28 protein-coding genes are annotated in these 22,752 nt (G+C 62.9%); 15 read left to right on the forward strand and 13 right to left on the reverse strand.

Annotated elements, in window-relative coordinates:
- Positions 1-867, forward strand: an 867-nt coding sequence (gene groEL / locus NKI15_RS20680) for a chaperonin GroEL (RefSeq protein WP_352886830.1), incomplete at its 5' end; no start/stop codon positions are given.
- Positions 868-938: 71 nt separating this feature from the next.
- Here the strand turns inward: groEL and NKI15_RS20685 are convergent.
- Entirely contained in the window at positions 939-1,547 is a 609-nt protein-coding gene (locus tag NKI15_RS20685; protein WP_023709381.1) for a TetR/AcrR family transcriptional regulator, read from the reverse strand.
- A 102-nt stretch (positions 1,548-1,649) separates the two neighbouring features.
- Here NKI15_RS20685 and NKI15_RS20690 point away from each other — a divergent pair, with 102 nt between their 5' ends.
- The 4 genes from NKI15_RS20690 to NKI15_RS20705 are packed head-to-tail and all read left to right on the forward strand — an operon-like array spanning position 1,650 to position 4,042.
- Complete coding sequence (locus NKI15_RS20690) at positions 1,650-2,660, forward strand: zinc-dependent alcohol dehydrogenase family protein (RefSeq protein ID WP_023747753.1); 1,011 nt, start codon at positions 1,650-1,652, stop codon at positions 2,658-2,660.
- A 41-nt stretch (positions 2,661-2,701) separates the two neighbouring features.
- Entirely contained in the window at positions 2,702-3,151 is a 450-nt protein-coding gene (locus NKI15_RS20695) for an OsmC family peroxiredoxin (RefSeq protein WP_023705715.1), read from the forward strand.
- 17 nt (positions 3,152-3,168) lie between these two features.
- On the forward strand, positions 3,169-3,555 hold the full coding sequence (locus NKI15_RS20700; protein WP_023705714.1) for a nuclear transport factor 2 family protein: 387 nt from the start codon (positions 3,169-3,171) through the stop codon (positions 3,553-3,555).
- A 46-nt stretch (positions 3,556-3,601) separates the two neighbouring features.
- Positions 3,602-4,042 (forward strand): helix-turn-helix transcriptional regulator, encoded by a 441-nt coding sequence (locus NKI15_RS20705; RefSeq protein ID WP_196813781.1) that lies wholly within the window; start codon positions 3,602-3,604, stop codon positions 4,040-4,042.
- A 23-nt stretch (positions 4,043-4,065) separates the two neighbouring features.
- Here the strand turns inward: NKI15_RS20705 and NKI15_RS20710 are convergent, their stop codons facing one another.
- The 8 genes from NKI15_RS20710 to NKI15_RS20745 form a co-directional block, all read right to left on the reverse strand.
- Positions 4,066-4,677: a LysE family translocator gene (locus NKI15_RS20710; RefSeq protein ID WP_023671507.1), complete on the reverse strand. Its 612-nt coding sequence runs from the start codon at positions 4,675-4,677 to the stop codon at positions 4,066-4,068.
- A gap of 69 nt (positions 4,678-4,746) precedes the next feature.
- Entirely contained in the window at positions 4,747-5,127 is a 381-nt protein-coding gene (locus tag NKI15_RS20715; RefSeq protein WP_023715196.1) for a YkgJ family cysteine cluster protein, read from the reverse strand.
- 4 nt (positions 5,128-5,131) lie between these two features.
- Complete coding sequence (locus NKI15_RS20720) at positions 5,132-5,296, reverse strand: hypothetical protein (RefSeq protein ID WP_023671505.1); 165 nt, start codon at positions 5,294-5,296, stop codon at positions 5,132-5,134.
- A 1-nt stretch (position 5,297) separates the two neighbouring features.
- A complete protein-coding gene (locus tag NKI15_RS20725) occupies positions 5,298-5,705 on the reverse strand; it encodes a hypothetical protein (protein ID WP_023671504.1) in 408 nt (135 codons plus the stop codon).
- Positions 5,705-5,929 (reverse strand): hypothetical protein, encoded by a 225-nt coding sequence (locus NKI15_RS20730; protein WP_023689917.1) that lies wholly within the window; start codon positions 5,927-5,929, stop codon positions 5,705-5,707. Before NKI15_RS20730 ends, NKI15_RS20725 begins: the two co-directional genes overlap by 1 nt.
- 292 nt (positions 5,930-6,221) lie before the next feature.
- Positions 6,222-6,431: a cold-shock protein gene (locus tag NKI15_RS20735; protein WP_023671502.1), complete on the reverse strand. Its 210-nt coding sequence runs from the start codon at positions 6,429-6,431 to the stop codon at positions 6,222-6,224.
- A gap of 466 nt (positions 6,432-6,897) precedes the next feature.
- A complete protein-coding gene (locus NKI15_RS20740) occupies positions 6,898-7,227 on the reverse strand; it encodes a YciI family protein (protein ID WP_023824496.1) in 330 nt (109 codons plus the stop codon).
- Positions 7,228-7,257: 30 nt separating this feature from the next.
- Positions 7,258-7,911 (reverse strand): glutathione S-transferase family protein, encoded by a 654-nt coding sequence (locus NKI15_RS20745; protein WP_352886835.1) that lies wholly within the window; start codon positions 7,909-7,911, stop codon positions 7,258-7,260.
- Positions 7,912-8,082: 171 nt separating this feature from the next.
- On the opposite strand from NKI15_RS20745, the gene NKI15_RS20750 reads away from it, so the two are divergent.
- Positions 8,083-8,262, forward strand: coding sequence for a CsbD family protein (locus NKI15_RS20750; RefSeq protein ID WP_023671498.1), 180 nt, complete (start codon positions 8,083-8,085; stop codon positions 8,260-8,262).
- 50 nt (positions 8,263-8,312) lie between these two features.
- Here the strand turns inward: NKI15_RS20750 and NKI15_RS20755 are convergent, their stop codons facing one another.
- On the reverse strand, positions 8,313-9,437 hold the full coding sequence (locus NKI15_RS20755; RefSeq protein WP_023689913.1) for a metallophosphoesterase: 1,125 nt from the start codon (positions 9,435-9,437) through the stop codon (positions 8,313-8,315).
- Positions 9,438-9,569: 132 nt separating this feature from the next.
- Between NKI15_RS20755 and NKI15_RS20760 the strand changes: the two genes are divergently transcribed.
- Complete coding sequence (locus NKI15_RS20760; RefSeq protein WP_023689912.1) at positions 9,570-10,163, forward strand: hypothetical protein; 594 nt, start codon at positions 9,570-9,572, stop codon at positions 10,161-10,163.
- 18 nt (positions 10,164-10,181) lie between these two features.
- Here the strand turns inward: NKI15_RS20760 and NKI15_RS20765 are convergent, their stop codons facing one another.
- Positions 10,182-10,868 (reverse strand): TetR/AcrR family transcriptional regulator, encoded by a 687-nt coding sequence (locus NKI15_RS20765; protein WP_023689911.1) that lies wholly within the window; start codon positions 10,866-10,868, stop codon positions 10,182-10,184.
- Positions 10,869-10,952: 84 nt separating this feature from the next.
- Between NKI15_RS20765 and NKI15_RS20770 the strand changes: the two genes are divergently transcribed.
- The 6 genes from NKI15_RS20770 (at position 10,953) to NKI15_RS20795 (ending at position 16,902) form a co-directional block, all read left to right on the forward strand.
- Positions 10,953-11,714 (forward strand): NIPSNAP family protein, encoded by a 762-nt coding sequence (locus NKI15_RS20770; RefSeq protein ID WP_023689910.1) that lies wholly within the window; start codon positions 10,953-10,955, stop codon positions 11,712-11,714.
- 128 nt (positions 11,715-11,842) lie between these two features.
- A complete protein-coding gene (locus NKI15_RS20775; RefSeq protein ID WP_023821201.1) occupies positions 11,843-12,604 on the forward strand; it encodes an SDR family NAD(P)-dependent oxidoreductase in 762 nt (253 codons plus the stop codon).
- Between the two features lie 4 nt (positions 12,605-12,608).
- On the forward strand, positions 12,609-13,694 hold the full coding sequence (locus NKI15_RS20780) for a glycosyltransferase family 10 domain-containing protein (RefSeq protein ID WP_245260853.1): 1,086 nt from the start codon (positions 12,609-12,611) through the stop codon (positions 13,692-13,694).
- Positions 13,695-14,281: 587 nt separating this feature from the next.
- Positions 14,282-15,679, forward strand: a complete 1,398-nt coding sequence (fumC, locus tag NKI15_RS20785) for a class II fumarate hydratase (RefSeq protein WP_023694685.1) — start codon at positions 14,282-14,284, stop codon at positions 15,677-15,679.
- Between the two features lie 255 nt (positions 15,680-15,934).
- Positions 15,935-16,357 carry a DoxX family protein gene (locus NKI15_RS20790; RefSeq protein ID WP_023694684.1) on the forward strand — a complete coding sequence of 141 codons (423 nt, stop codon included), beginning with the start codon at positions 15,935-15,937 and terminating at the stop codon, positions 16,355-16,357.
- Between the two features lie 137 nt (positions 16,358-16,494).
- The gene (locus tag NKI15_RS20795; protein WP_023705700.1) at positions 16,495-16,902 is read left to right on the forward strand and encodes a DoxX family protein; all 408 of its coding nucleotides are present in this window, start codon (positions 16,495-16,497) and stop codon (positions 16,900-16,902) included.
- 259 nt (positions 16,903-17,161) lie between these two features.
- On the opposite strand, the gene ppx is transcribed toward NKI15_RS20795, so the two are convergent.
- Both ppx and NKI15_RS20805 read right to left on the reverse strand, forming a co-directional pair.
- On the reverse strand, positions 17,162-18,694 hold the full coding sequence (gene ppx / locus NKI15_RS20800; protein WP_023705699.1) for an exopolyphosphatase: 1,533 nt from the start codon (positions 18,692-18,694) through the stop codon (positions 17,162-17,164).
- Positions 18,691-20,886 carry an RNA degradosome polyphosphate kinase gene (locus NKI15_RS20805; RefSeq protein WP_352886843.1) on the reverse strand — a complete coding sequence of 732 codons (2,196 nt, stop codon included), beginning with the start codon at positions 20,884-20,886 and terminating at the stop codon, positions 18,691-18,693. Before NKI15_RS20805 ends, ppx begins: the two co-directional genes overlap by 4 nt.
- A gap of 233 nt (positions 20,887-21,119) precedes the next feature.
- Here NKI15_RS20805 and NKI15_RS20810 point away from each other — a divergent pair, with 233 nt between their 5' ends.
- Entirely contained in the window at positions 21,120-21,365 is a 246-nt protein-coding gene (locus tag NKI15_RS20810) for a zinc-finger domain-containing protein (RefSeq protein WP_023705697.1), read from the forward strand.
- Between the two features lie 19 nt (positions 21,366-21,384).
- On the forward strand, positions 21,385-22,623 hold the full coding sequence (locus tag NKI15_RS20815) for an FAD-dependent monooxygenase (protein WP_023743011.1): 1,239 nt from the start codon (positions 21,385-21,387) through the stop codon (positions 22,621-22,623).
- Positions 22,624-22,752: the final 129 nt, after the last annotated feature.

Below are 22,752 nucleotides of genomic sequence, written 5' to 3' on the forward strand. Positions count from 1 at the left end.
GTCAACAAGCTGCGTGGCGGCCTGAAGATCGCCGCCGTCAAGGCGCCGGGCTTCGGTGATCGCCGCAAGGCCATGCTGGAAGACATCGCCATCCTGACCGGTGGCCAGGTCATCTCGGAAGACCTCGGCATCAAGCTCGAGAACGTCGGCCTCAACATGCTCGGCCGCGCCAAGAAGGTGTCGATCTCCAAGGAGAACACCACCATCGTCGACGGCGCCGGCAAGAAGGCCGAGATCCAGGGCCGCGTTGCCCAGATCAAGCAGCAGATCGAAGAGACCACGTCGGACTACGACAAGGAGAAGCTGCAGGAACGTCTGGCGAAGCTCGCCGGCGGCGTTGCGGTGATCCGTGTCGGCGGCGCGACGGAAGTCGAAGTCAAGGAAAAGAAGGACCGCGTCGATGACGCCCTCAACGCGACCCGCGCGGCCGTGGAAGAAGGCATCGTTGCAGGCGGCGGCGTCGCACTGCTGCGCGCTTCGGCCAACATCAAGGTCACCGGCGTCAATGCCGACCAGGCTGCCGGCATCAACATCGTTCGTCGTGCACTGCAGGCTCCGGCCCGTCAGATCGCTTCGAACGCAGGTGCTGAAGCTTCGATCGTTGCCGGCAAGATCCTCGACAACAAGGGCGCGACCTACGGCTACAACGCCCAGACCGGCGAGTATGGCGACATGATCGCCATGGGCATCGTCGACCCGGTCAAGGTCGTTCGTACCGCTCTCCAGGACGCGGCTTCGGTCGCCGGCCTGCTCGTCACCACCGAAGCCATGATCGCGGAGGCTCCCAAGAAGGAGTCTGCTGGCGGCGGCATGCCTGGCGGCATGGGCGGCGGCGGCATGGGCGGCATGGGCGGTATGGATTTCTAATCCAAGCTATCTGGCTTATGCATACGGAAAGGGCGCCGAGAGGCGCCCTTTTTGTTTTGGAAAGCGGATGGTTAGGCGGCGCTGTCCGCCTGCCGCGCAACCTTGCCTGCAAGCACCGCCTGCTCGACAAGCGCCGCCACCTCGTCGGCCACCACCAGCACCGGGCCACGATCGCGGGTGGCCCTCGCAATCACCATCAGCCCTTCCAGCGAGGATTCGACCAGCAGTGCCAGGGCATGCGCCCGGCGTTCGGGCACTCCTGCCCTGACAAAGGCCTGTCGCAGCAAGCCGATCCATTGCTCGAAAGCCGATCGGCAGAGTTCCGCCAGTTCCGGCACATCGGTGGGTGAATCCAGCACCACCGGCGCGATGGGGCAACCCAGCGAAAAATCATTGTCCTCCAGCATGCGCCCGACCGACTGGTATATGTGATGGACGGCCACTGCAGGATCGCTCTCGGCTGCCAGTGCTTCGCCCAGCCTTTTCGTGACGTCGGCAACGCTGTTGCGCGTCACCTCGATGACCAGTTGGTCCTTGCCGCCTGGGAAATGAAAATAGAGCGAGCCGCGCGGCGCCCCGCTGGCGCCCAGAATGTCGTTGAGCGAGGTGCCGCGATAGCCGCGCTGCCTGAGCAACAGGCCTGTGGTCTCAAGTATGCGGGTGCGGGTGTCGTTGGCCATGTCAACCTCTGTCAGCAGTGACGCATTATAGGGCCTTGCCAAGAATATGACAATCGGTCTATATAATATGTAAATCAGTCTATATATAACAAGGAGAGTGACATGCGCAGCTACCGTCTTGAAGGGTTTGGTGGAACCGAATCCCTGGCGATGCGCGACGAGGCGCGGACGGAACCGAAACCGCATGAGATCGTGGTGCGAGTCCGCGCCGCCTCGCTCAATCGGCGCGACACGATGATCCTTGGCGGCACCTATCCGTTGCCGCCGCGGCAAGGCATCGTGCCGCTGAGCGACGGCGCCGGTGACGTCGTCGCAATCGGCGATGCCGCTACCCGTTTTGCCGTCGGCGACCGCGTCACCGGCAGCTACTTCGCCCGCTGGATCGATGGCCGCATCAATGCCGGTCTGATCGACCAGCTCGGCTGTACGCTGGACGGCATGCTGACTGAGTTTGCCGTGCTCGACGAACAATGGGCGGCGCGACTGCCCGATCATCTGAGCTGGCACGAAGCGGCGACGCTGACCTGCGCCGGCGTGACGGCCTGGAACGCGGTGACCGGGACCCGGATTCCGAAGCCTGGTCAATGGGTTCTCACCATCGGTTCGGGTGGCGTTTCGCTGTTTGCTCTGCAGTTCGCCAAGTTGCTCGGCTGCCGGGTTGTCGCCATCACATCGCGCGCGGAGAAGGCCGACAGGCTGCGGGCGCTGGGCGCCGACCTCGTTGTCTCCAGCACCGACATACCGGAATGGGGCGGCTGGGCGCGCGAGCAGACAGGCGGCATCGACCTCGTCGTCGAAACCGGCGGCCCGGCCACCTTCGCGCAGTCGCTGATTGCCAGCACGCTTTATGGACACATCGTGCTGCTGACGCTGCAGGACGCTAGTGGCAGATCGATCGAGATGCCGGCAGCGCTTTATCAGCGCAGCCTCGTCACCATCAGCCGCCTGTTCGTCGGCAGCCGCAGCAATCTCGAAGCCATGCTGCGCGCCGTGTCGCAGCATCGCCTCAAGCCCGTTATCGACAGGGTCTTCCCCTTTGCCGAAGCCCCCGAAGCGTACCGCCACTTCCAGCAGGGCGACGTGTTCGGGAAGGTTGTCATCGACTGCGCCTGACCCAATTGCCCGCTTTTCAACCCCGAATCAGGAGAACGACCATGACCATCCGTGAAGCTTCCGCAGAATGGCAAGGCACACTGAAGGAAGGCGGCGGCCGTCTGCGGCTTGGCAGCGGCGTCTTCGAAGGCGCCTATTCCTTTCCGTCGCGGTTCGAGAACGGTCCGGGCACCAATCCCGAAGAGCTGATCGGGGCAGCACATGCCGGCTGCTTCTCGATGGCGCTGACCTTCATCCTCGGCCAGGAAGGCCACGTCGCCCGCACCATCCGCACCGTCGCCAAGGTGCATCTCGGCGCGACCGCCGCCGGGCCGACGATCACCCGCATCGAGCTCGAAACGGAAGCAGAGATTCCCGGCCTTCAGCCTGCCGAATTCCAGCGTATGGCGGAGACGGCGAAGACGACCTGCCTTGTCTCCCGCGCTTTGGCCGGCGTTACAACCATCACCCTCAAGGCCGAGCTGGCCGCCACCACTGCCACGGAACAATGAAAACCAGGAGGTATGAGATGAGCCAGGACAGCATCACGAGCATTCATCCGGGCGACCACTCTAGCCAGACGGCCGAGATCATGCGTCGCTTCAACGATGTGTTCCAGTTGCACGATCCGTCCGCGCTTGCCGAGTTGGTGGCGCAGGATTGCGTTATCGAAAACACCGTGCCGGCGCCGGACGGCGCCCGCCATGCCGGCAAAGAGGCATGCATTGACCTATGGTCGGCGATCGCCACCCAGCCCGGCACGCGCTTCGACCTCGAGGAAACCTTCGTCGCCGGCGAACGGGCGACGATCCGCTGGCGCTACTTCATGGCCGGCGGCAACTCCATCCGCGGCGTCAATCTGATGCGCGTCGCGGATGGGCTGATCGTCGAGGCGATGGGTTACGTCAAGGGATAGAAGCGTTGTCACGGAGGTGGCGCAAAAGCGCGCAGGCAGTGAAACGGTGCTCACCAAACTGAGCGAACTGATGTTTGTCGACGTGTTGCGCCGTTACTTGGAATCGCTGCCGCCACAAACCACGGGATGGCTGGCTGGCCTGCGCGATCCGCACCTGGCGAGGGCACTGGCGCTGATCCACGACCGGCCGGCGCATAACTGGACGGTGGAGGCGCTGGCGAAGGACTCCGCGCTGTCGCGCAGCGTGCTCGCCGAACGCTTCACCAGGCTGGTCGGCATGCCGCCAATGCATTATCTCGCCAAATGGCGCATGCAGATCGCCTCGGAGCTGCTCAGCGCCGGCTCCAGCAACATGGCCAGCATCGCCGCTGAAATCGGCTACGAATCCGAGGCAGCGTTCAGCCGCGCCTTCAAGAAGATGATCGGCCTTCCGCCCTCGGCCTGGCGTCTAGGCATCCGGACCGGATCCGGAACCGACGAAGAGTAGGCCGAGGCCTGGCAGCTCCTGTTCTATCGATCAGCCAGCGCCAGCTTGGCGCCAAGCATGACAAAGGCGCCGGCGAAGGTGCGGCGCATCCAGGTCAGCACCATCGGCCGCGACACGACATGGCTGCGGATCGAGGCCGCAAAGATGCCGTAAGCGACGAAGACGACGAAGGTCAGCAGCATGAAGACGCTCGAGAGTTCGAGCATCTTGGCAAATGCGTTCGGTTCGGTCGTGCTGACGAATTGCGGCAGGAAGGCAAAGAAGAAGATCGACAGCTTCGGGTTCAGGATGTTGATCAGGATACCGGAGGTGATGACCTTGGCCGCCGAGCGGGGTGCCGCGTTTTCATCGACGCTCAGGCCGCCCTTCTCGTTCAGCGTGTTCCAGGCCATGTAGAGGAGATAGGCGACGCCGAGATATTTCAGCGTCTCGAAGGCGACAGCACTTGTGTGCAGCAGCGCCGCCAAGCCGGTGATGGCGGCGGCCATATGCGGGATGATGCCAAGCGTGCAGCCGAATGCAGCAGTGATCGAGGCGCGCGCGCCTCGCGAAAGCCCGGCGCTCAGCGTGTAGAGAACGCCGGTGCCGGGCGAAGCCACGACGATCAGCGACGTCAACAGGAATTCGATGCTCATGGTTCCTCCAACGCCCTGCCCGTGGTGGAAGCTATCGGGGGATGTGGGATGAGGCAAGGTGGGCGTCGGCTAGATCGTTGGCATCCCGTGCGCCTTGCGCGCCATCAGGCAATCGTCGCCGCCAGGCATGCAGGCGTGGCAGACGTCCGGGCGGATCTCGTAGATGCCGCAGGCCGTGTGCTTGCCGATCTCGCCCGTAAGCGCCGAACAGCGCACGCCCTCGCAGCGCATGCCGGACAGGTCGGCGGACACGAACTTTTCCGGAATCCGGTCAAGTTGCGCATCGTCCTCGGTCGAGAAGCGCGGCCATTCGGCCGAGTAGGAGCAGCAGGCGCCGCAGCTCTGGCAATCGAAAACCGGCTGGTCGTCCTGTTTTGACGACCGGATATCCCTGGCGGCCAACGCGACCAGCCCAGGCGCTGCGAGATTGCGATCGGCTTGGTGCGGCAAGGCGCTATTTCTTCTTGCCTGCCTTGCCCTTGGGCGTGGCGGCTGGCGCCTCGAACAGATCGGTCGCCGACGGTTCGGCGGCCTTCGGCGCGGCAGCGGGCTTGGCCTGCTTTGCAGTGGCAGCAGCCGGCGCTGCCGGCTGGTCCTTGGTGGAAAACTTTATGGCCATGTCAGTCCTCGTCGGAAAAGCGGGATGATGGTGCGCGCGGATTGCGCAAGCGGCCGATCAGCGCCGAGACCGCTGTGATGTTCATTTCCTCGGGCGACCAGTTCCTCGCCTCGGCAATGTGGTGCGCCGCCAGTTCGCGATGCGTGCTGCCGCTATAGGCGGCATCCTGGTAGGTCACGCGCTCCTGGGTCTTTTTGTCCTCGCGGACATATTCGACCAGATAGTTCGGGGCTTCGGCACGGCCGCGCACGCCGACGCGCACCTGGGCATCGCCATGCGCGCGCTTGCAGCGCTCGAGCTTTTCCAGCACACGGCGGACATATTCGACCGGCTTGTCCAGGCCCGGGACCATGGACGCGATGGTCGCATCGGCATCGATCGGCGTCGGCGGTACGCGCTTGGTGGCCATCAGCGTTTGCCTGCCCGCTTCGGCAGCGCCGCAAGGACTGCGGCCGCTGCCATGTCGTCGGCTTCCTTTTCCTTGCGCAGTTCGCGCAAGCGCGCGGTCTTGGCTTCGCGCGCCTCGCTGACGGCATCACGCTCGGACAGGATGCGGTTGAGTGACATCGACTGGGTTTGCGTCTTGCTGAACAGCGAGCCGGCCTGGTCGGCAGTCTTGGATTGAGTGGTCAAAACTTTCTCCTGTCGGGAGCCTGGTGCCGATAGAGCGAGAGCGGTCTTCGATTACGACCAAAGCAATACGGCAGCGGGGCAGTATGGGCGGTTCAGATTGCTGGATCGTCCCTTAGCACGTTCCGGCCGGCGTGCGGCGCACTTTTAGCGGCATGACGCACAAAATGAAAAAGGCCAGGCACCGCCTGACCTTCCATGAAAGCGCCGCGCATCCAGTTGGATGCGCAAGGCGCTCCTTCAGCCTTTCATCGGTGCCAGTACATCCGTGGTCACCGGAAGGCCGAATTCCTTATCAGGCCGCCTTCAACTGGTCGGCGGACATCTTGCCCGACTTGTTGTCGCGGGTCATCTCGTAGCCGAGCTTCTGGCCCTCGACGATGTCACGCATGCCGGCGCGCTCTACGGCCGAGATGTGGACAAAAACGTCGGCGGAGCCGTCGTCAGGCTGAATAAAACCAAAACCTTTGGTGGCGTTGAACCATTTCACTGTGCCGGTGGCCATGAAGAACCCTTTCCCTGGCAAATATTCGTTCACCATCGTGCGACTGCACAACAGCGTTTTGTCTCGATTTTTGATGGGGAAGTTCGTCAAAGGCGCGCATCATGCGCGGATAACAAAAGTCGGTCAAACAAATATCGACATGTTTCTTATAGACTTCTTTTAGCGCCGAGTCAATTTCTGGTTTGGCCGGAACCCAAATTCAACCTGAGGGTGCCTGAGGCATAAGCCTCAACTGACGAGGTGGCGGAGCTCAAGGCGTTCCAAAAAATATTCCACGCCCCGGAACCAATCGCAAGCCGGCGCATTTCCGTGGTGTCAGCAATTCAGAGAGCAATCTCGGTAATGCTGGCAAAAGAACGCCTCCCGCACATTAAGCGGTGCGAGAGGCGTTCTTGTAAGTGCCCTTGTCTGACGCAATTCCCAGGGGAAAACCGTTTCACACTTTCCTTAAACTCACGCTGGCGGCCTACAGGATCGCGCTGATCAGCGGCAGGATCTCGTAGTGGAAACCGCGGCCGGAGCTCGACACCGGATCGCCGTCGGTGACCGCTCTTGCCTCGGCTTCGCTGCCGACACGCAGGATCAGCAGACCCCAAGGACCGGCCGGGTCGGCGACCGGCCCGGCCAGGATCATGGTGCCCTCGGCAAGCTTGCCGCGCAGATAGTCGGCATGCCGGCCCATCAACTCCCTCTCCTCCTCCGTCAGGGTGAAGGCGAAGTCCGGCCGAGGCGGGATCAGCCGGCAGTGGAAGATTGTTGGCGCGGTAGTCTCACGCGGTCCATCATTGCTGGCCATCGGTCACTCACCGTGATGTCATTAGTGGTCCTATTCGTCCGGGCCGGGTTCCGGCCAAGTCTCCTTCGCTGCTTCCGCATACCAGTGCCGCATCGCCGGCGTTGCCAACACGGCGTCGACGTAGGCGCGCGTGTCGGGCGCGAGCTTGCCGCCATAGGTGTCGAAGCGGGTGACGACAGGTGCATACATGGCATCGGCCGCGGTGAAATGACCGAACAGGAAGGGGCGGCCTTTGCCGTATTGTTCCCGGCACTGGCGCCAGATCGTTTCGATGCGCGCGCGCTGCATTTCGCCTTCGGCGTCGAGCGGCTTGTGGCCCTTCGGCCGGCGCAAATTCATCGGCCAGCCATAGCGCACCTCGCGAAAGCCGGAATGCATCTCGGTCGCCACCGAGCGAGCCAAGGCGCGGGCGCCGATATCCTGCGGCCAAAGTTTTTTCTCCGGAAACAGGTCGGCCAGATATTCAAGGATGGCAAGGGTTTCCCAGACAATCCTGCCATTGTGATTCAACACTGGCACAAGGCCGGTGGGCGAGACTTTCGCCAGAGCGGCAAAAGTCTCGGGCGTGCGCAGGCGCACGAAACCTTCCTCGAACGGGATCTCCAGATGCTTCATCGCCACCCATGGCCTCAGCGACCAGGACGAAAAGCACTTGTTGGCGATGATGAGCGTAAATTCAGCCAAGGCGGTCTCCCCAAAATTTCGTCACACTAGTCACACGATACGACGCGGCAAAGCGTTTCGGCGACCATATAAGCGACCAGATGCGACGATGATCGCCGCCCAGGGAACCTAAGCCAAGCCGGCCCGTTTGCCTCCTGCGAATGAATCCCCGGAATCCCAGGAGATGCAAAGATGGTGAACAAGGATCAGGTTGCCGGCGTGGCCAAGCAGGTCAAGGGCTCGGTCAAGGAGGCCGGCGGCAAGGCGACCGGCAACAGGCAGACCCAGGCCGAAGGCACTGCAGACAAGACCGCCGGCAAGGTGCAGAAGGTCTATGGCGACGTGAAGGACAAGATCAAAAAGGCGCTCTGACCCGATCTCGCAGGCAATGAGGAAGGCGGCTCAAGGCCGCCTTTTTCTTGTCAGAGGCTGAGACTCTTGCTGAAGGCGCTGGTGAACTTGACCTCGCCGTGGTCGCCGGCCGCCTCGCCCAGCACTACGTCCATGCTGTCCCCGGTTACCCTCACCAGCGCGAAGCCGCCCATATAGGCGGCCTTCGGCTTGAACAGGTCGAGGCCATCGCTCTTGTAGATCATCGGCACTTCGTGCTGATGGCCATGGAAGATGGCGATGACATTGTAGCCCTTCAGCGCCGCCAGCAGCGCCTGGCGGTCGGCCTCGCTCCACCAATGCGGCGCGCCTGCGCCGTCATCGTCATAGGTGCGCTTGGCCGGGTCCCAGCGCTCGACCGAGAAAGTGTCCCAGCCATAGTGCTGGAACAGGATGACGGGACGGCCATCCGCCGCGTAGGTCGCCAGATCCTGCTTCAGCCACGGCAGGCTGCTCACCGCGCCATGGCCGGTGTCGCCGGCAAAGCGGTGGGTCTGGACGAGATGCAGGCCGCCCCAGTCCCAGGAATAGCAGTCGGTGTCGACATCGTATTCGGTGGCCGGCACCGGCGGCTTGAAGAACACGCCGGGGCGGTGGTTGATCTCGACATAGTCGCGCAATTCACGCCGGTACCAGTCGACATGGGGCGGCGAGCCGTTCTGGTCGAGATCGTGATTGCCGAGGCCGACATAGACCGGCATGTGCACGCGATCGGGACCGACGCCCTGTTGATAGCGCTGGCTGAACTGCAACAGTTGCGTGCCTTCGCTGGGCTCGGTGATCTGGCCGCCGCCATCGTCGGTGATGTCGCCGCCGACAACGAGGCCGAGCGGCGCATCGATGCGGCCGCCGGCCGAACGCAGGCGGGTTGCAACGCCATCGATCTCGACTGGCCATTGCCGGCCGGCCAAGCCATTGAGGACAGCGACATTGCGCAGCAAGGCGGCGTCGGTCTTGCCTTCCTCCAGGCAGTTGGGGCTGAGGCCGCTCGACATGCGGCAGGCATGGACGTCGGCGATGAACAGAAAGGTGGCGTCGATGGGCTGGATGCGCTTGCCGGTCTGGCCAAGCGCGGCGCGCGGCAGCATGCCAGCCATGGTAAGGCCGGCTGCCTGTGCGAGGAAATTGCGACGGGAGAGGACGAGCTTGCGATTCATGACCTGAAATTCAGCACAGCCGGCGCCCCACCGTCCAGTTGCCAGGAATGGCAGGTCGACACGGCACTGTGGCTCTGGCATTTCTTGGGTCATGCTGGCGCGTAGCAAATACAAGCAGAGGGGGAGGATTTCATGAGAGCCGTTTCGATAGGCGTGGTGCTGGCTGGGTTGCTACCGGCGGCTGCGGTGCATGCCGCCGATTGTGTCGACGCAAAATCGGCCAAGGCCGGCTTCGTTCTGGAAATGCCTGGCGTCCGCAGCGAGTTTCGGCCGGTGGCCGGCGGCATGGTGTCCGTCGCCAACAACTACGAATCGCAATCGCCGCAGACACAGTTCCTGTTTGCCGGCCTGGTCGAAGTGTTTCGCGACAGCGATACCGGACGGGTGGCGACGATTCCGTTTTCCGATCTGCGAAAACTGTTTCCGCTGAAGACGGGAGCCAAGAGCACGATCGAATTCGTCGAGTTGTCGCCGAACAAGCAGCCGAAGAGCACCAAGACACTGAGCCTGGTCGTCAAGGGCAAGGAGACGTTCAGCGTCGGCGGCTGCAAATACAACGTGCTGGCGGTCACGGAGACCTTCAAGAACGGCGCCGGCGAAACGCTGGACACATTCACCGCGCTTTATGCTCCCGATCTGCAAGCGTCTCTCGCCCGGCGTTACGACGAAGGGACCAGCGCGGAATCGGTGAACGGTTACGAGACGATCAAGCCGCTTTCCAACTAGAACAGCGCAGTTCCGGCCTCAAGGTTTTCCCGGCCGCAGCAGGATCCTGCGACGCCGCTTCGCTCTGCTCGGGAATGGCGGCGTTGAGCTGCCCTGAAGTTCGGCCAGGCAATCGCGCAGCACGCTGGCATCCTGTGCCGCCTTGGCCATCGACATGGCGCCGGAATAGGCGGCGATGGCGAGTGCCGCAAAGCGCTCGGGGTCGGTGCCCTGCTCCCTCCCCGACTGCTGGTCGGCTCGCACCTTGTCGGCAACCGCCTGACGCCATCCGGCAAAGATATCGTCCAGAGCGGCGCGGAAATCCGGGTCAGCGAGCGACAGTTCATGCGCCAGATTGTTGAGCGGACAGCCGCGCACGAAGCCTTGCTGCTCAAGCTCGGTCGCCACCGCCTCGAACACCGCGCGCACGCCTTCGCGCGCCGAGCCTGCCGCCCGTACAGGGTTGATCCAGGTTTCATCGAGGGCCGCTGCCACGCGCTCCTCGATCACCGCCAGAGCGAGCGCCTTCTTCGTCGGGAAATGATGATGCAGCGCGCCGCCGCTGACGCCTGCGGTCGTCATCAACTCGCCAAGAGCGGATGCATGATAGCCACGCGCCTGGAACGACGCTTCGGCGATATCGAGCACCTTGTTGCGCAGCCCTTCGGGATCGTTGGTGCGTTTTCGCGGCGGCCCTTTCGGAGCCCGAGCAATCTCTGCTGACATTTGCCAACGATAGCAGATTGACAAAACAGGACAACCGGTCTGTTTTATAAACCGGATGATCATCCTGTTTTTGGAGACGACACAATGACCGTACCCCTGAATGCGCCTGCGACGGCAAGCCTGCTCGCTTCGCCTGTCGTCGAGTTGCGGCAGTACACGCTGAAGCCGGGACGGCGCGAGACGCTGATCGACATCTTCGACAGTCGGTTCATCGAAGGCCAGGAACACGCCGGCATGACCATCATCGGACAGTTCCGCGACCTCGACCGCCCCGACATATTCGTCTGGCTGCGCGGCTTCGATGGCATGGAAGCGCGGAAGCAGGCGCTCACCGCCTTCTATGACGGGCCGGTGTGGACGGCGCACCGCGACGCCGCCAATGCGACGATGATCGATTCCGACGATGTGCTGCTCTTGAAGCCGGCATGGCCAGGCGCCGGCTTCGATCTGTCAGGCGCGCAGCGAGGCGCCATGCCGGCGGATGGAAAGCCAAGCGCAGACAATGGCTTGACCGGTGTTGTTGTCATCCAGATTCATCATCTGCGGTCTGGCGCCGAAGCCGATTTCGCCGGCAATTTCGAAACGGATGCCGTTCCGGTCCTTATCGGCGCCGGCGGACGGTTGCTTGGCGCCTTCATCACCGAGCACGCCGAAAACAGCTTTCCCCGCCTGCCGGTGCGCTTGAGCGAAAACGTCTTTATCGCGGTGACGGGTTTCAACAGTCCCGAGGCGCATGCCAGTTACGAAGCCGCAGTTGCCGCTTCGCCCCAATGGCAAGCGGCCGATGTGACCTGGCGGACCGAAACCTTGCGCCTGACGCCGACGTCGCAGTCGCTGCTGCGGTAACCGGATCGGCACGCGGCCAACCGAAGTTCATACTGAGCGATAGGCCGGCGGCTTGACCGCCCTCGCCGATCGGCATTGCCTTCGTGACGCGGGCAACAGCGAGAGCATTCGATGCGACTTGGCCTTCAATGAGACTTTCTGGCAAACGAGCACTGGTGACCGGCGGCTCGGACGGCATCGGCCTGGCGACATCGGAAGCTTTCTTGCGCGAGGGCGCCGACGTGCTGATCGTCGGTCGCGACACCAGCAAGCTCGAGACCGCCCGCGAGACACTTGCGGCGGCGGGCAACGTCGGCACCCAGTCGGCCGATCTCTCGACCTCGTCCGGCATCGATGCCGTGGTCGATCGCGCGAAAGCAACCGGCCCGCTCGACATCCTCGTCAACAATGCCGGCGTCGCTTATCTGGTGCCTTTCGAGACCGTCACCGAGCACCAATTCCAGCAATCCTTCGCGCTCAATGTGACGGCGGCGTTCTTCCTTACCCAGCGGCTGCTGCCGCATCTCGGCGCCAACGCCTCCGTCATCAATATCTCGTCCTACTTCGCCGACAAGATGATCCCGAAGCGGCCGTCGAGCCTGTATTCCTTGTCCAAGGGCGCGCTGAATTCGCTGACCAAGTCGCTGGCCTTCGAGCTTGGTCCGCGCGGCATCAGGGTCAATGCGATTGCGCCCGGCACGGTCGACACCGCCATGCGGCGCAAGTCGATCGACAACCTGCCGGCGGCAGCGCAAGCCGAGCTGAAAACCTATGTCGAGCGCAGCTACCCGCTCGGCCGCATCGGCCAGACCAGCGATCTTGCCGGCATCGCCGTCTATCTGGCCAGCGACGAGGCGGCGTGGACCAGCGGCGGCATTTTCGCGATCGATGGCGGGTATACGGCGAGGTGACCGTTTGGACGGCCCTCGGCCTCGAACAAGCGGAGCACTTGACCAAACTTCCGATACCGCGTCTGTCTGCAGATTGAGCAATGCTTCAGACATTCGTGGTGCCATGCCGTCTATCGATCCACTGATCCTCTTCTACACAACGTTCTTCAGCAAACCCGTCGATATCGCGTCGATACAGTGCGAAATGCCCGGGCGGTGGACACTGGACAAACGACGGATTTCCGAGGCCGCGGCAGTCGTCTTCCATATTCCGAACTTTCGCGAAGTTGGCGATGCCTACAAATACCCTGGTCAATATTGGGTCGCCTGGTCGATGGAATGCGGCCAAAACTACAAGCGACTTGCCGACCCCAAAATCATGCGGCACTTCGATATCATCATGACGCATGAATCCCGGTCCGATGTCTGGGTACCCTACCTTCCGCGTGCGGTGTGGTGGAAAGATGCGCTGGCCAGACCAATCGTACCGAAAACGGAAGAAGCGCCGGTCGCACTCTTCCAGTCGGCCGGCCTGAATTATAGCGGCCGTGTCGATTTGGCGAACGAACTGGCGCGCCACATCAAGATCGATTCTTATGGCCGATATCGCAACAACCGATCGGTCTCTGGCCCCGATCTGGGCTCGAAGACCAAGATCGAAACCATTGCGCGGCACAAATTCTGCCTGGCCATGGAGAACTCGATCGAGGCCGACTATGTCACCGAGAAAATCTATGACGCGTTCATGGCGGGCACGGTGCCGATCTACCTTGGCGCTCCCAATGTGGACGAGTTCGTTCCGGAGCACTCCTTTATTGACGCCAGTGCCTTCGCCAGCGCCAGCGATCTTGCAGCCTATCTCCAGCACCTGATCGCAACGCCGCAAGACTACGAGGCTTATTTCGACTGGCGCTCAAAGCCATTGCCCGACAACCTCGTCAAACGGGTGCAATCATTGGAAACACCCGCGTTCTGCAGACTGATGAGCGTCGTGCGCCAGCGTCTGGAGGCGCGGACAAGCAAGCCTTCCGGACGGCGAACACTTCCGTTCGGCTACAGATCCTATCTCAGGACAAAGCTGCGCCGTTGGAGGAAAAAGGTTCCGAGCTGACGGTCCGCGATCAGGCGCGCTTTCAGCAAAATACGGAGAACAAAGAGCGTCTCTTGCGACGTCGAGACGGCTTCGACCTTGCCGCCATGCATCTTGGAAATCTCCGAGGCTATGTGGAGGCGCTCCCAGGGTGGACTTGAAATTCTCGGTTTCGCGATCCGAAGCTCGATCCGGATGCGATGCCGGATTTTGGTCGGGAAACTGAACAGAAGGACAAGTGCATAAGCTACCTCATCGCTGCTGTTGCCAGTGAGACGCCGGCACGGATGGTAGTTTGTGTGGCAGCGTCGCTCGTAGGTAGAGTAGGTAGACATGAATTGCGCATTGCTGATCCTGGGGGAAGTTTGCGTAGAGCAATCCGCCAGCTCGACATGATCTTATCGAGCTAAATCCGCAAGTTTCCGTCCACTTCATGGGATCAAGCCGCACTGAGGAGCAATTTCCTTCACACGAAAGTGGAGGGTGCAGGATCCCGAAGGCCGGCGCTACTGCTTCAACCGATTTACTGCCTGCCGGCCGCAATCTCTGCTTGAAGGCCATTGTGCAACGCGATACGCCGTTGCCGAATTCGATCGTCGGAGAGACAAGTGACCGCTGCCAGGACCAGAACCGAAACCGACACGTTCGGCCCCATCGAGGTTGCCGCCGACCGTTACTGGGGCGCGCAGGCGCAGCGTTCCCTCGGCAATTTCAGGATAGGCTGGGAAAAGCAGCCGGCCTCGATCGTGCGTGCGCTCGGCATCGTCAAGCGAGCGGCGGCGGAAGCCAATATGGAGTTGAAGCGGCTCGATCCGGCAGTCGGCAAGGCGATCATCGAGGCGGCGCAAGAGGTGATCGACGGCAAGCTGAACGATCATTTCCCGCTGGTCGTCTGGCAGACCGGCTCGGGCACGCAGTCCAACATGAACGCCAACGAGGTGATCTCCAACCGGGCGATCGAACTTCTGGGCGGCGTCATGGGCTCGAAGAAGCCGGTGCACCCTAACGACCACGTCAATATGAGCCAGTCGTCGAACGACACCTACCCGACAGCCATGCACATCGCGTGCGCCGAGCGCATCGTGCACGATCTGCTGCCGGCGCTGAAGCATCTGCACGCTGCGCTCGAGGTCAAGACGAAGGCCTTCGCCCACATCATCAAGATCGGCCGCACCCATACGCAGGACGCGACACCCCTCACGCTGGGCCAGGAATTTTCCGGCTACGCCGCGCAGGTGGCCTCTTCGATCAAGCGCATCGAGATGACGCTGCCCGGCCTGCAGGAACTGGCGCAGGGCGGCACCGCCGTCGGCACCGGCCTCAACGCGCCGGTCGGCTTTGCGGAAAAGGTGGCGGCGCGCATCGCCGACATTACCGGCATTGCCTTCGTCACCGCGCCGAACAAGTTCGAGGCGCTCGCCGCGCACGATTCCATGGTGTTCTCGCATGGCGCCATCAACGCGGCGGCCGCCGCCCTCTTCAAGATCGCCAACGACATCCGCTTCCTCGGCTCCGGCCCGCGCTCGGGCCTCGGCGAACTGTCGCTGCCGGAAAACGAGCCGGGTTCCTCGATCATGCCGGGCAAGGTCAACCCGACCCAATGCGAGGCTCTGACGCAGGTCTGCGTGCAGGTGTTCGGCAACAACGCCTCGCTGACCTTCGCCGGCAGCCAGGGCCATTTCGAGCTCAACGTCTACAACCCGCTGATGGCCTACAACTTCCTGCAGTCGGTGCAGTTGTTGGCCGACGCCTCGATCTCCTTCACCGACAATTGCGTCCTCGGCATCGAGGCTCGCGAAGACAACATCAAAGCCGCGCTCGACCGCTCGCTGATGCTGGTGACCGCGCTGGCGCCGACGATCGGGTACGACAATGCCGCCAAGATCGCCAAGACCGCGCACAAGAAGGGCACCACCTTGCGCGAGGAAGCACTGGCCACCGGGCTGGTCAGCGAGGCAGACTACGACCGGCTGGTGCGGCCGGAGGACATGACGCATCCGGGTTAAGCGATTCCAGGGGAAGTGCCTTGCGTTTCCTCGGGAAGCGCGCAGCCCTCTTCTTGGGGATTGCGTCAACTAGAAATCCGAATTTTGTGGCGGGACAATTTGCTCCCGCCGCTGCTGGCCGCGACAAGAATTTTGCGTCGGTCGAACGATCCCGAAATGTACGTCCTGTGAACAATGTGTCGCCGGACTGGCGGCTTTGGTGAACAGTCGGCTTGGTCTATCTGACGGGACATCAACCCTTTTCGGAGAGCCACCATGTCCATCAACACTTCCGCTGCCGGCGCCGGCATCGCGTCCAACAGCTCCACCACCATCCTGCTCGGCCGCATCCTGCTCGCCGCCATCTTCCTGCTTTCCGGCTTCGGCAAGCTCACCGCCATTTCGGGCACCGCCGGCTATTTCGGCGCCATGGGCCTGCCGGTGCCGACCGTAACGGCCATTGTCGTCGGCCTGATCGAATTGCTCGGCGGCCTTGCCGTGCTCGTTGGCTTTCAGACCCGCATCGCCGCCTGGGTGCTCGCGGTCTTCACCATCGCCTCGGCCTTTGTCGCCCATACCGGCTGGGCCGACCAGAACCAGATGATCCATTTCCTGAAGAACGTCGCCATCACCGGCGGTTTCCTGCTGCTGGCTTCCTCGGGCCCTGGCGCCTACTCGATCGACGCCAAGCGCGGCTGAGCTTTCCCTCCCAAGCCTGAAAAAAGCGGCGTGGAATTTTCCACGCCGCTTTTTCGTTGTCTGCCCAAGCGCGCGCCCGTCCCATCCCTGCTAGGATCGGTCTCGAAACAGCCGGCGGACAGACAACGGAGATGACCATGCCCCGCGATGCATTGCTTCTGATTTCCCGGCTGCTGCTCGCCGCCCTGCTCGTTCCCTCCGGCTACCACGCGCTCGCCGACATTGCCGGGACGACCGGCTATTTCGCCGGCCTCGGCATGCCATTGCCGACGCTTGCTGCCTGGAGCACCGGGCTGTTCGAGTCGATTGCCGGTCTCTTGATACTGGTCGGCTTTCAGACGCCGGTCGTTGCGATACTTCTTGCCGCTTTCTGCATCGTTGCAGGCTCCATCGGCCACTACGGCCAGGGCGGCGATGACCCGATGCTCACCTTCCTGCACCAGCAGATGCTGATGAAGGATATTGCCATCGCCGGTGGATTCCTGGCGCTAGCCATGGCCGGCGCCGGGGCCTGGTCGATCGACGGGCGCCGCGCCGCGGTCTGATATCGTCAAATATCGTCCCAGGTTGATCCCTCGCCGAGGCAGGTCGACCCCCACTCCGTCTCGGCTCCGCCGAGCCACCTCTCCCCCGATCGACGGAGTAGAGGAAGGGCTCGAGCCTATTGCCGCCAACGCTTTCCAACGAGGCTCCCTTCCTTTCCCTCCGGAGGGGGAAGGTGGCGGTGCGAAGCAGCGACGGATTGAGGAAGCCGGTCCTCGAACGCGAGGCCGACGACGACATGGTTTTGCTGTCAGGCCGCGCCTACTTCACCGACACGCTCTGCCCACCCTCGACCGCCAGCACCAGCCGGCGGTTGGTGATCCGCGCCAGTTGCGCCAGCCGTCCGGCCGGGCGTTCGCCGTAAAGATCGGAAAGTGAGGCCGGCAGCACCAGCGCCAACGTGCCATTGCCGCGGTTTTCCCATTTCAGCCGCGGCATGACGCCGGGCATGGCCGCCGTCAGCAGATAGACGACGCGCAGCACCGCCGCCAGGATGCGGGCGCGCTCGAGATAGCGCGGCGTCGCCAGGCCGCGGATTTCCGGCGCCGCATCGTTGAACACGCCTTCGTGGCGGAACAGGCCGACCAGCGCCAGGAAGGCACGGCCGGGGTGATCGACGCCAATGAAGGAGGCGTGGGCAATGATGTTGAGCGACTGCTTGCCGCGATATTCCGGGTGTGCGCGCCAGCCTATATCGGCCAGCAGACAGGCAGCGTGGCGATAGCGCGCCTCATCCTCCGTCTCGTCGATGCCGAAGGCGGCAAAGGTCTTGTCCGTCCATTCGACAAGCTCATGCGCATGGGTGACCGAGCGCGACCGCAGCCGCGCCAGTTCCTCCGAAGCGGAGACCAGCGGATCGGCCTTCTGCTCGGCAGGGTCGAGCAGCGAATAGAGAAACCCTTCGCGCACGCCCAATGCCGAGACGATGATCTTCGACGGCTGCATCGCCGCCATGATCTCCTGCAGCACGACCGCGCCATAGGGCAGCAGCGAACGGCGGTTCTTCGACACGCCTTCGATGCCCTTGACCTTCTCGATCTCGCCTTTCGCCACCTGCTTCAGGAAATTGGCGGCGCTGTCGACACCGATCTCATAGTGGTGCATGACGCCAAGCGGGTAGTTGGTCATTTCCATGTGCAGCCGGGCAAGGTTTCGCCAGGTGCCGCCAACGGCGTAGAAGGGCCGTCCCTGCCCGCCCTTCAACAATTTGGCGCGCGCCAGTTCGTCGCGGGTGATCTTTGCCGCCTGGGCGAGCGAATTCCTGGCCATGTCCTGCAGCCGCAGGCCACCCAGCGGCAGCGTGATGCCGTCGCCGATCGCCTCGCCATTGATGTCGATAAGCTCCAGGCTGCCGCCGCCAAGATCGCCGGCAATGCCATTGGCGGGGTGGAAGCCCGAAATGACGCCAAGCGCCGAATAATGCGCCTCCTGCCGGCCAGTGAGCACGCGGATCTCGGTCTTGAGCACATCCTGGGCGCGGTGGATGAAATCGGGGCCGTTGATCGCTTCGCGGGCCGCGGCCGTTGCCAGCACAAACATGTGCTCCGCACCCGCCTGGTCGGAGAGCGCGCGGAAACGGCGGAACTCCTCCATCGAGCGCGTCACCGCCTCGGGGTCGAGCTTGCCGGTCGAAACGATGCCGCGGCCGAGGCCGGCCAGCATCTTTTCGTTGAACAGCAAGGTCGGCGAGCGCGCCAACCCTTCATAGACGACAAGGCGGATCGAGTTCGAGCCGATGTCGATGATGGACAGCGGCCGGCGATCCTGCAGCCGGCCTTGGGACGTTGAAATCATGAGCCGCTGTTCTTCTTGCGACGCTTGAACTGCGCGATGCGCTTGGGCGCATGCGACTTCAGCGCGTCACCCCGTCCCGACAGGCTCGGATTGGTCATGAAATATTCCTGCGCGTTGAACGGTTCCTCACCCTCATCCAGCACGACGCGCCGGGAGGTTCCGTCAGCCAATACGTCGAAACTTTGCTGGTTGTCCATGATGTTGCCCAGCATGATCTGGCCAAGGATCTGTTCATGCACCGTCGGATTGGTGATCGGCACCATGGTCTCGACGCGGCGGTCGAGATTGCGTGGCATCAAGTCGGCCGAGGCGATGTAGACGATCGCCTCGTCCGACGGCAGGCCATGGCCGTTGCCGAAGCAATAGATGCGGCTGTGTTCGAGGAAGCGGCCGACGATCGACTTGACTCTGATGTTTTCCGACAGGCCGGGCACCTGCGGCCGCAGGCAGCAGATGCCGCGCACGACGAGATCGATCTCCACGCCGGCACGGCTGGCGTCATAGAGCGCATCAATGATGTTGGGATCGACGAGCGCGTTCATCTTCATCCAGATGCGCGCCGGACGGCCAGCCAGCGCGTAGGCGACCTCGTCGGCAATGTGCTTGAGGATACGGCTGCGCAGCGTAAACGGCGAGATGGCGATCCGCATCTCATCGGTCGGCTCGGCATAGCCGGTGATGAAGTTGAACAGCTGGGCGACATCGCGCGCGATCGTCGGATCGGTGGTGAAGAAGGACAGGTCGGTGTAGATGCGCGCGGTCACCGGATGGTAGTTGCCGGTGCCGAGATGCACATAGTTGCGCAGCTTGCCGTCCTCACGCCGCACCACGAGCGACATTTTCGCATGGGTTTTCAGTTCGAGGAAGCCGAACACGACCTGGACGCCGGCGCGTTCGAGGTCGCGCGCCCAGCGGATGTTGGCTTCCTCGTCGAAGCGCGCCTTGAGCTCGACCAGGGCGGTCACCGACTTGCCGGCCTCGGCCGCGTCGACCAAGGCGCGCACGATCGGGCTGTCGTTGGAGGTGCGGTAGAGCGTCTGCTTGATTGCCACCACCTCCGGGTCGGCCATCGCCTGGCGCAGGAACTGGACCACCACGTCGAAGGATTCATAGGGGTGGTGGACGACGATGTCCTTCTCGCGGATGGCCGCGAAACAGTCGCCGCCATGCTCGCGGATGCGCTCGGGAAAGCGCGGATTGTAGGGGGTGAACTTCAGGTCGTCGCGCGGCACGGCGACGATCTCGGAAACCTGGCTGAGCGCCAGCGGGCCGGTCAGAACGCTGATGCGGCTCGAAGAGACGCCAAGCTCGCCGGCGACGAACTCGCGCAATTCGCCGGGCATCGACTTGTCGAATTCGATGCGGATGACCGAACCGCGGCGGCGCCGCTTCAGCGCCGTCTCGAACAGGCGCACGAGATCTTCCGACTCTTCCTCGACCTCGATATCGCTGTCCCGGATGATGCGGAAGGTGCCGGAACCCTTGACCTCATAGCCGGGGAACAGCTTGCCGATATAGAGGCCGACAGCCTCCTCCAACGGAATGAAGCGAACGTGCTGCTTGCGGTCGGGCAGACGGATGAAGCGCTTCAGCGCCACCGGCAGGCGCAGAAGCGCGCTCATCTCCTCGCCATTCTTGCGATGGCGCAATTGCAGCGCCATCGAGAAGCCGAGATTGGGAATGAACGGAAACGGATGCGCCGGGTCGATCGACAGTGGAGTCAGGACCGGGAAGACCTGGTCCTGGAAATGATCTTCCAGCCAGACTTTCTCATCCTTGGTCAGTGCATCGCGGGTGATGCTCTCAATGCCTTCCTTGTTGAGCAGCAACATCAGCGCCGAAAGGCTGTTCTGCTGGTCCTCCTGCAGCCGCTCGACCTCGCGCAGCAATTGTTCCAGCTGCTGCTCCGGCGTGCGGCCGTCGGGGCTCTTGAGCGCAATGCCTTCGCGCACCTGGCCCGCAAGGCCGGCGACGCGGACCATGAAGAATTCATCGAGATTGGCGGCCGAAATCGACAGGAAACGGACGCGTTCGAGCAGCGGATGGTGCTCGTTCTGTGATTCCTCGAGCACACGCCGGTTGAACTGCAGCCAGGAGAACTCACGGTTGACGAACCGATCGGGGTTGCCGCCCTCGGGGCTCGCCACCTCGACATTGATGAATTCGCTCTGCACCGGCTTCAGTTCGTTCATGGTTCCTGCTCTTCCCCGCCAACCGTCCCTTGGAGCGCCGCTGGACGTGCCATGCCTCTAACACGCTTTTGTGACGCATGGCCCTTCGGCGAAAACCATTCCGATTTCAGGGACATGCACTTAACCGGCTCACCGTATCCTCTGACAGGCTTTTGCGACAGTTTCATTTCATCGATCTTGCAAACAGGTCTGTTATGTTCCAGATGCTTTTCGACGAGATCAAGGAGACGACGATGGCAGGCGGTTCCATTCCCCACTTCCAGAACGATGCGGGCCATCCGGCAATCGACATCGGCGTCAAGGAATTCATGTGCACCGGCGCCAACCCGCCCTTCGACCATCCACACGTGTTCCTCGACATGGGCGACGACAATGAAAAGGTCTGCCCCTATTGCTCGACGCTCTACCGCTATTCGGCGAAGCTGAGGGCGACGGAAACGCTGCCGGCCGGTTGCCTTTATATCGACCAGGCCGCCTGATCCTTCCGCGACAAGCCCGATGGAAGACATCAGGTCCCGGCAGGTCATAATCGCCGGGGCCGGCATCGCCGGGCTGACCGCTGCCCTTGCCTTCGCCGGACGGCGTTATCCGGTAAAGCTGATCGAACAGGCACAGCACCTAGACGCGGCCGGCGCCGGCATCCAGCTTTCGCCCAACGCAACACGCATTCTTGGAAAACTCGGCGTGCTCGACCGGCTGCTGCCCGCAGCGTTGCGGCCGGAAGCGGTCGTGCTCAAGGACGCCGGGACGCTGCGCGAACTGGCGCGGGTACCGCTTGGGCAAGCCGCCGAAGCGCGCTGGCAGGCGCCTTATCTCGTCGCTCACCGCGCCGATCTGCAGGCAGCGCTGCTGGCGCAAATGGCCGAACGGCCGGAGATTGAGCTCATCACCGGCGCCCGCGTGACCCGCATCGTCAAAGACGCGCAATATGTCGCCGTGACCGCCGAAGTGGACGGCCGCGAGATCGAGGCACGCGGCAAACTGCTGGTCGGCTCCGACGGCGTCTGGTCGGCAGTCAGGGCGCAACTCGCAGGCGAGGACTTCGTCAAAAGCCGTTTTTCGGGCGAACTCGCCTGGCGAGTCACGATCGCGGCCGAGAGCGCCGCCGGCGAAGCCTTTGTCGCGATCGGCGCCGCCGACTGCGTCACCACGTTCCTGCATCCAGGCTTCCACATGGTCGCCTATCCCGTCAGCAAAGGCCGGGCCTTCAATCTCGCCGCCTTCACCAAGGGTGAGCGCATGGCCGAAGGTTGGTCGGGCCATGCCGATCCCGCGATCCTCACGGCTGCCCTGCGCGGCACCGCGCCGGGCCTGACGAAGCTCGTGGCACTGGCCGGCCCATGGACGGCCTTTCCGATCCACACCGTCGAACAACAGCGGTGGACGAGCCCGCAGGGCATCGCGCTGATCGGCGACGCTGCGCATGCGATGACGCCGTTTGCCGCACAGGGCGCGGCAATGGCGATCGAAGATGCCATCACGCTTGCCGACGCTATCGCCGATTTCCCTGGCGATCTGCTCAGAAGTTTTCAAATCTGGGAAAATCTTCGGCGGCCGCGTGTCGCCAAGGCCGCGCGTCGTGGGGCCGTAAACCGCCTCGCCTGGCATGCTGCCGGCCCGGTGGCGATCGCCCGCAATCTGTTCCTGGCCATGCGCTCGCCCGACAAGCTCGCCGCCGACCTCGACTGGCTCTATGGATGGCGAGCGGACACTCGGCAGTCTAGATCGTCGACGTAGCGATCCTTCCCACCCCCCTCTGTCCTGCCGGACATCTCCCCCCGCAAGGGGGGAGATTGGATGTCGCCGTCGCCTTCGCCAAAATCGCCGGCGTTGCAGCAGGAGCGCCGCGGGCAAAACGGCTGATCT

It is taken from the genome of Mesorhizobium sp. M0862 (assembly GCF_040319795.1).
Classification (GTDB): domain Bacteria; phylum Pseudomonadota; class Alphaproteobacteria; order Rhizobiales; family Rhizobiaceae; genus Mesorhizobium.

Excerpts from the sequence above, each read along its gene's own strand:
- NKI15_RS20685 (WP_023709381.1), bottom strand. The coding sequence starts at position 1,547 with ATGGCCAACGACACCCGCACCCGCATACTTGAGACCACAGGCCTGTTG.
- NKI15_RS20690 (WP_023747753.1), top strand. The coding sequence starts at position 1,650 with ATGCGCAGCTACCGTCTTGAAGGGTTTGGTGGAACCGAATCCCTGGCG.
- NKI15_RS20695 (WP_023705715.1), top strand. The coding sequence starts at position 2,702 with ATGACCATCCGTGAAGCTTCCGCAGAATGGCAAGGCACACTGAAGGAA.
- NKI15_RS20700 (WP_023705714.1), top strand. The coding sequence starts at position 3,169 with ATGAGCCAGGACAGCATCACGAGCATTCATCCGGGCGACCACTCTAGC.
- NKI15_RS20710 (WP_023671507.1), bottom strand. The coding sequence starts at position 4,677 with ATGAGCATCGAATTCCTGTTGACGTCGCTGATCGTCGTGGCTTCGCCC.
- NKI15_RS20720 (WP_023671505.1), bottom strand. The coding sequence starts at position 5,296 with ATGGCCATAAAGTTTTCCACCAAGGACCAGCCGGCAGCGCCGGCTGCT.
- NKI15_RS20725 (WP_023671504.1), bottom strand. The coding sequence starts at position 5,705 with ATGGCCACCAAGCGCGTACCGCCGACGCCGATCGATGCCGATGCGACC.
- NKI15_RS20735 (WP_023671502.1), bottom strand. The coding sequence starts at position 6,431 with ATGGCCACCGGCACAGTGAAATGGTTCAACGCCACCAAAGGTTTTGGT.
- NKI15_RS20740 (WP_023824496.1), bottom strand. The coding sequence starts at position 7,227 with ATGGCCAGCAATGATGGACCGCGTGAGACTACCGCGCCAACAATCTTC.
- NKI15_RS20750 (WP_023671498.1), top strand. The coding sequence starts at position 8,083 with ATGGTGAACAAGGATCAGGTTGCCGGCGTGGCCAAGCAGGTCAAGGGC.
- NKI15_RS20755 (WP_023689913.1), bottom strand. The coding sequence starts at position 9,437 with ATGAATCGCAAGCTCGTCCTCTCCCGTCGCAATTTCCTCGCACAGGCA.
- NKI15_RS20760 (WP_023689912.1), top strand. The coding sequence starts at position 9,570 with ATGAGAGCCGTTTCGATAGGCGTGGTGCTGGCTGGGTTGCTACCGGCG.
- NKI15_RS20765 (WP_023689911.1), bottom strand. The coding sequence starts at position 10,868 with ATGTCAGCAGAGATTGCTCGGGCTCCGAAAGGGCCGCCGCGAAAACGC.
- NKI15_RS20770 (WP_023689910.1), top strand. The coding sequence starts at position 10,953 with ATGACCGTACCCCTGAATGCGCCTGCGACGGCAAGCCTGCTCGCTTCG.
- NKI15_RS20775 (WP_023821201.1), top strand. The coding sequence starts at position 11,843 with ATGAGACTTTCTGGCAAACGAGCACTGGTGACCGGCGGCTCGGACGGC.
- NKI15_RS20790 (WP_023694684.1), top strand. The coding sequence starts at position 15,935 with ATGTCCATCAACACTTCCGCTGCCGGCGCCGGCATCGCGTCCAACAGC.
- NKI15_RS20795 (WP_023705700.1), top strand. The coding sequence starts at position 16,495 with ATGCCCCGCGATGCATTGCTTCTGATTTCCCGGCTGCTGCTCGCCGCC.
- ppx (WP_023705699.1), bottom strand. The coding sequence starts at position 18,694 with ATGATTTCAACGTCCCAAGGCCGGCTGCAGGATCGCCGGCCGCTGTCC.
- NKI15_RS20805 (WP_352886843.1), bottom strand. The coding sequence starts at position 20,886 with ATGAACGAACTGAAGCCGGTGCAGAGCGAATTCATCAATGTCGAGGTG.
- NKI15_RS20810 (WP_023705697.1), top strand. The coding sequence starts at position 21,120 with ATGGCAGGCGGTTCCATTCCCCACTTCCAGAACGATGCGGGCCATCCG.
- NKI15_RS20815 (WP_023743011.1), top strand. The coding sequence starts at position 21,385 with ATGGAAGACATCAGGTCCCGGCAGGTCATAATCGCCGGGGCCGGCATC.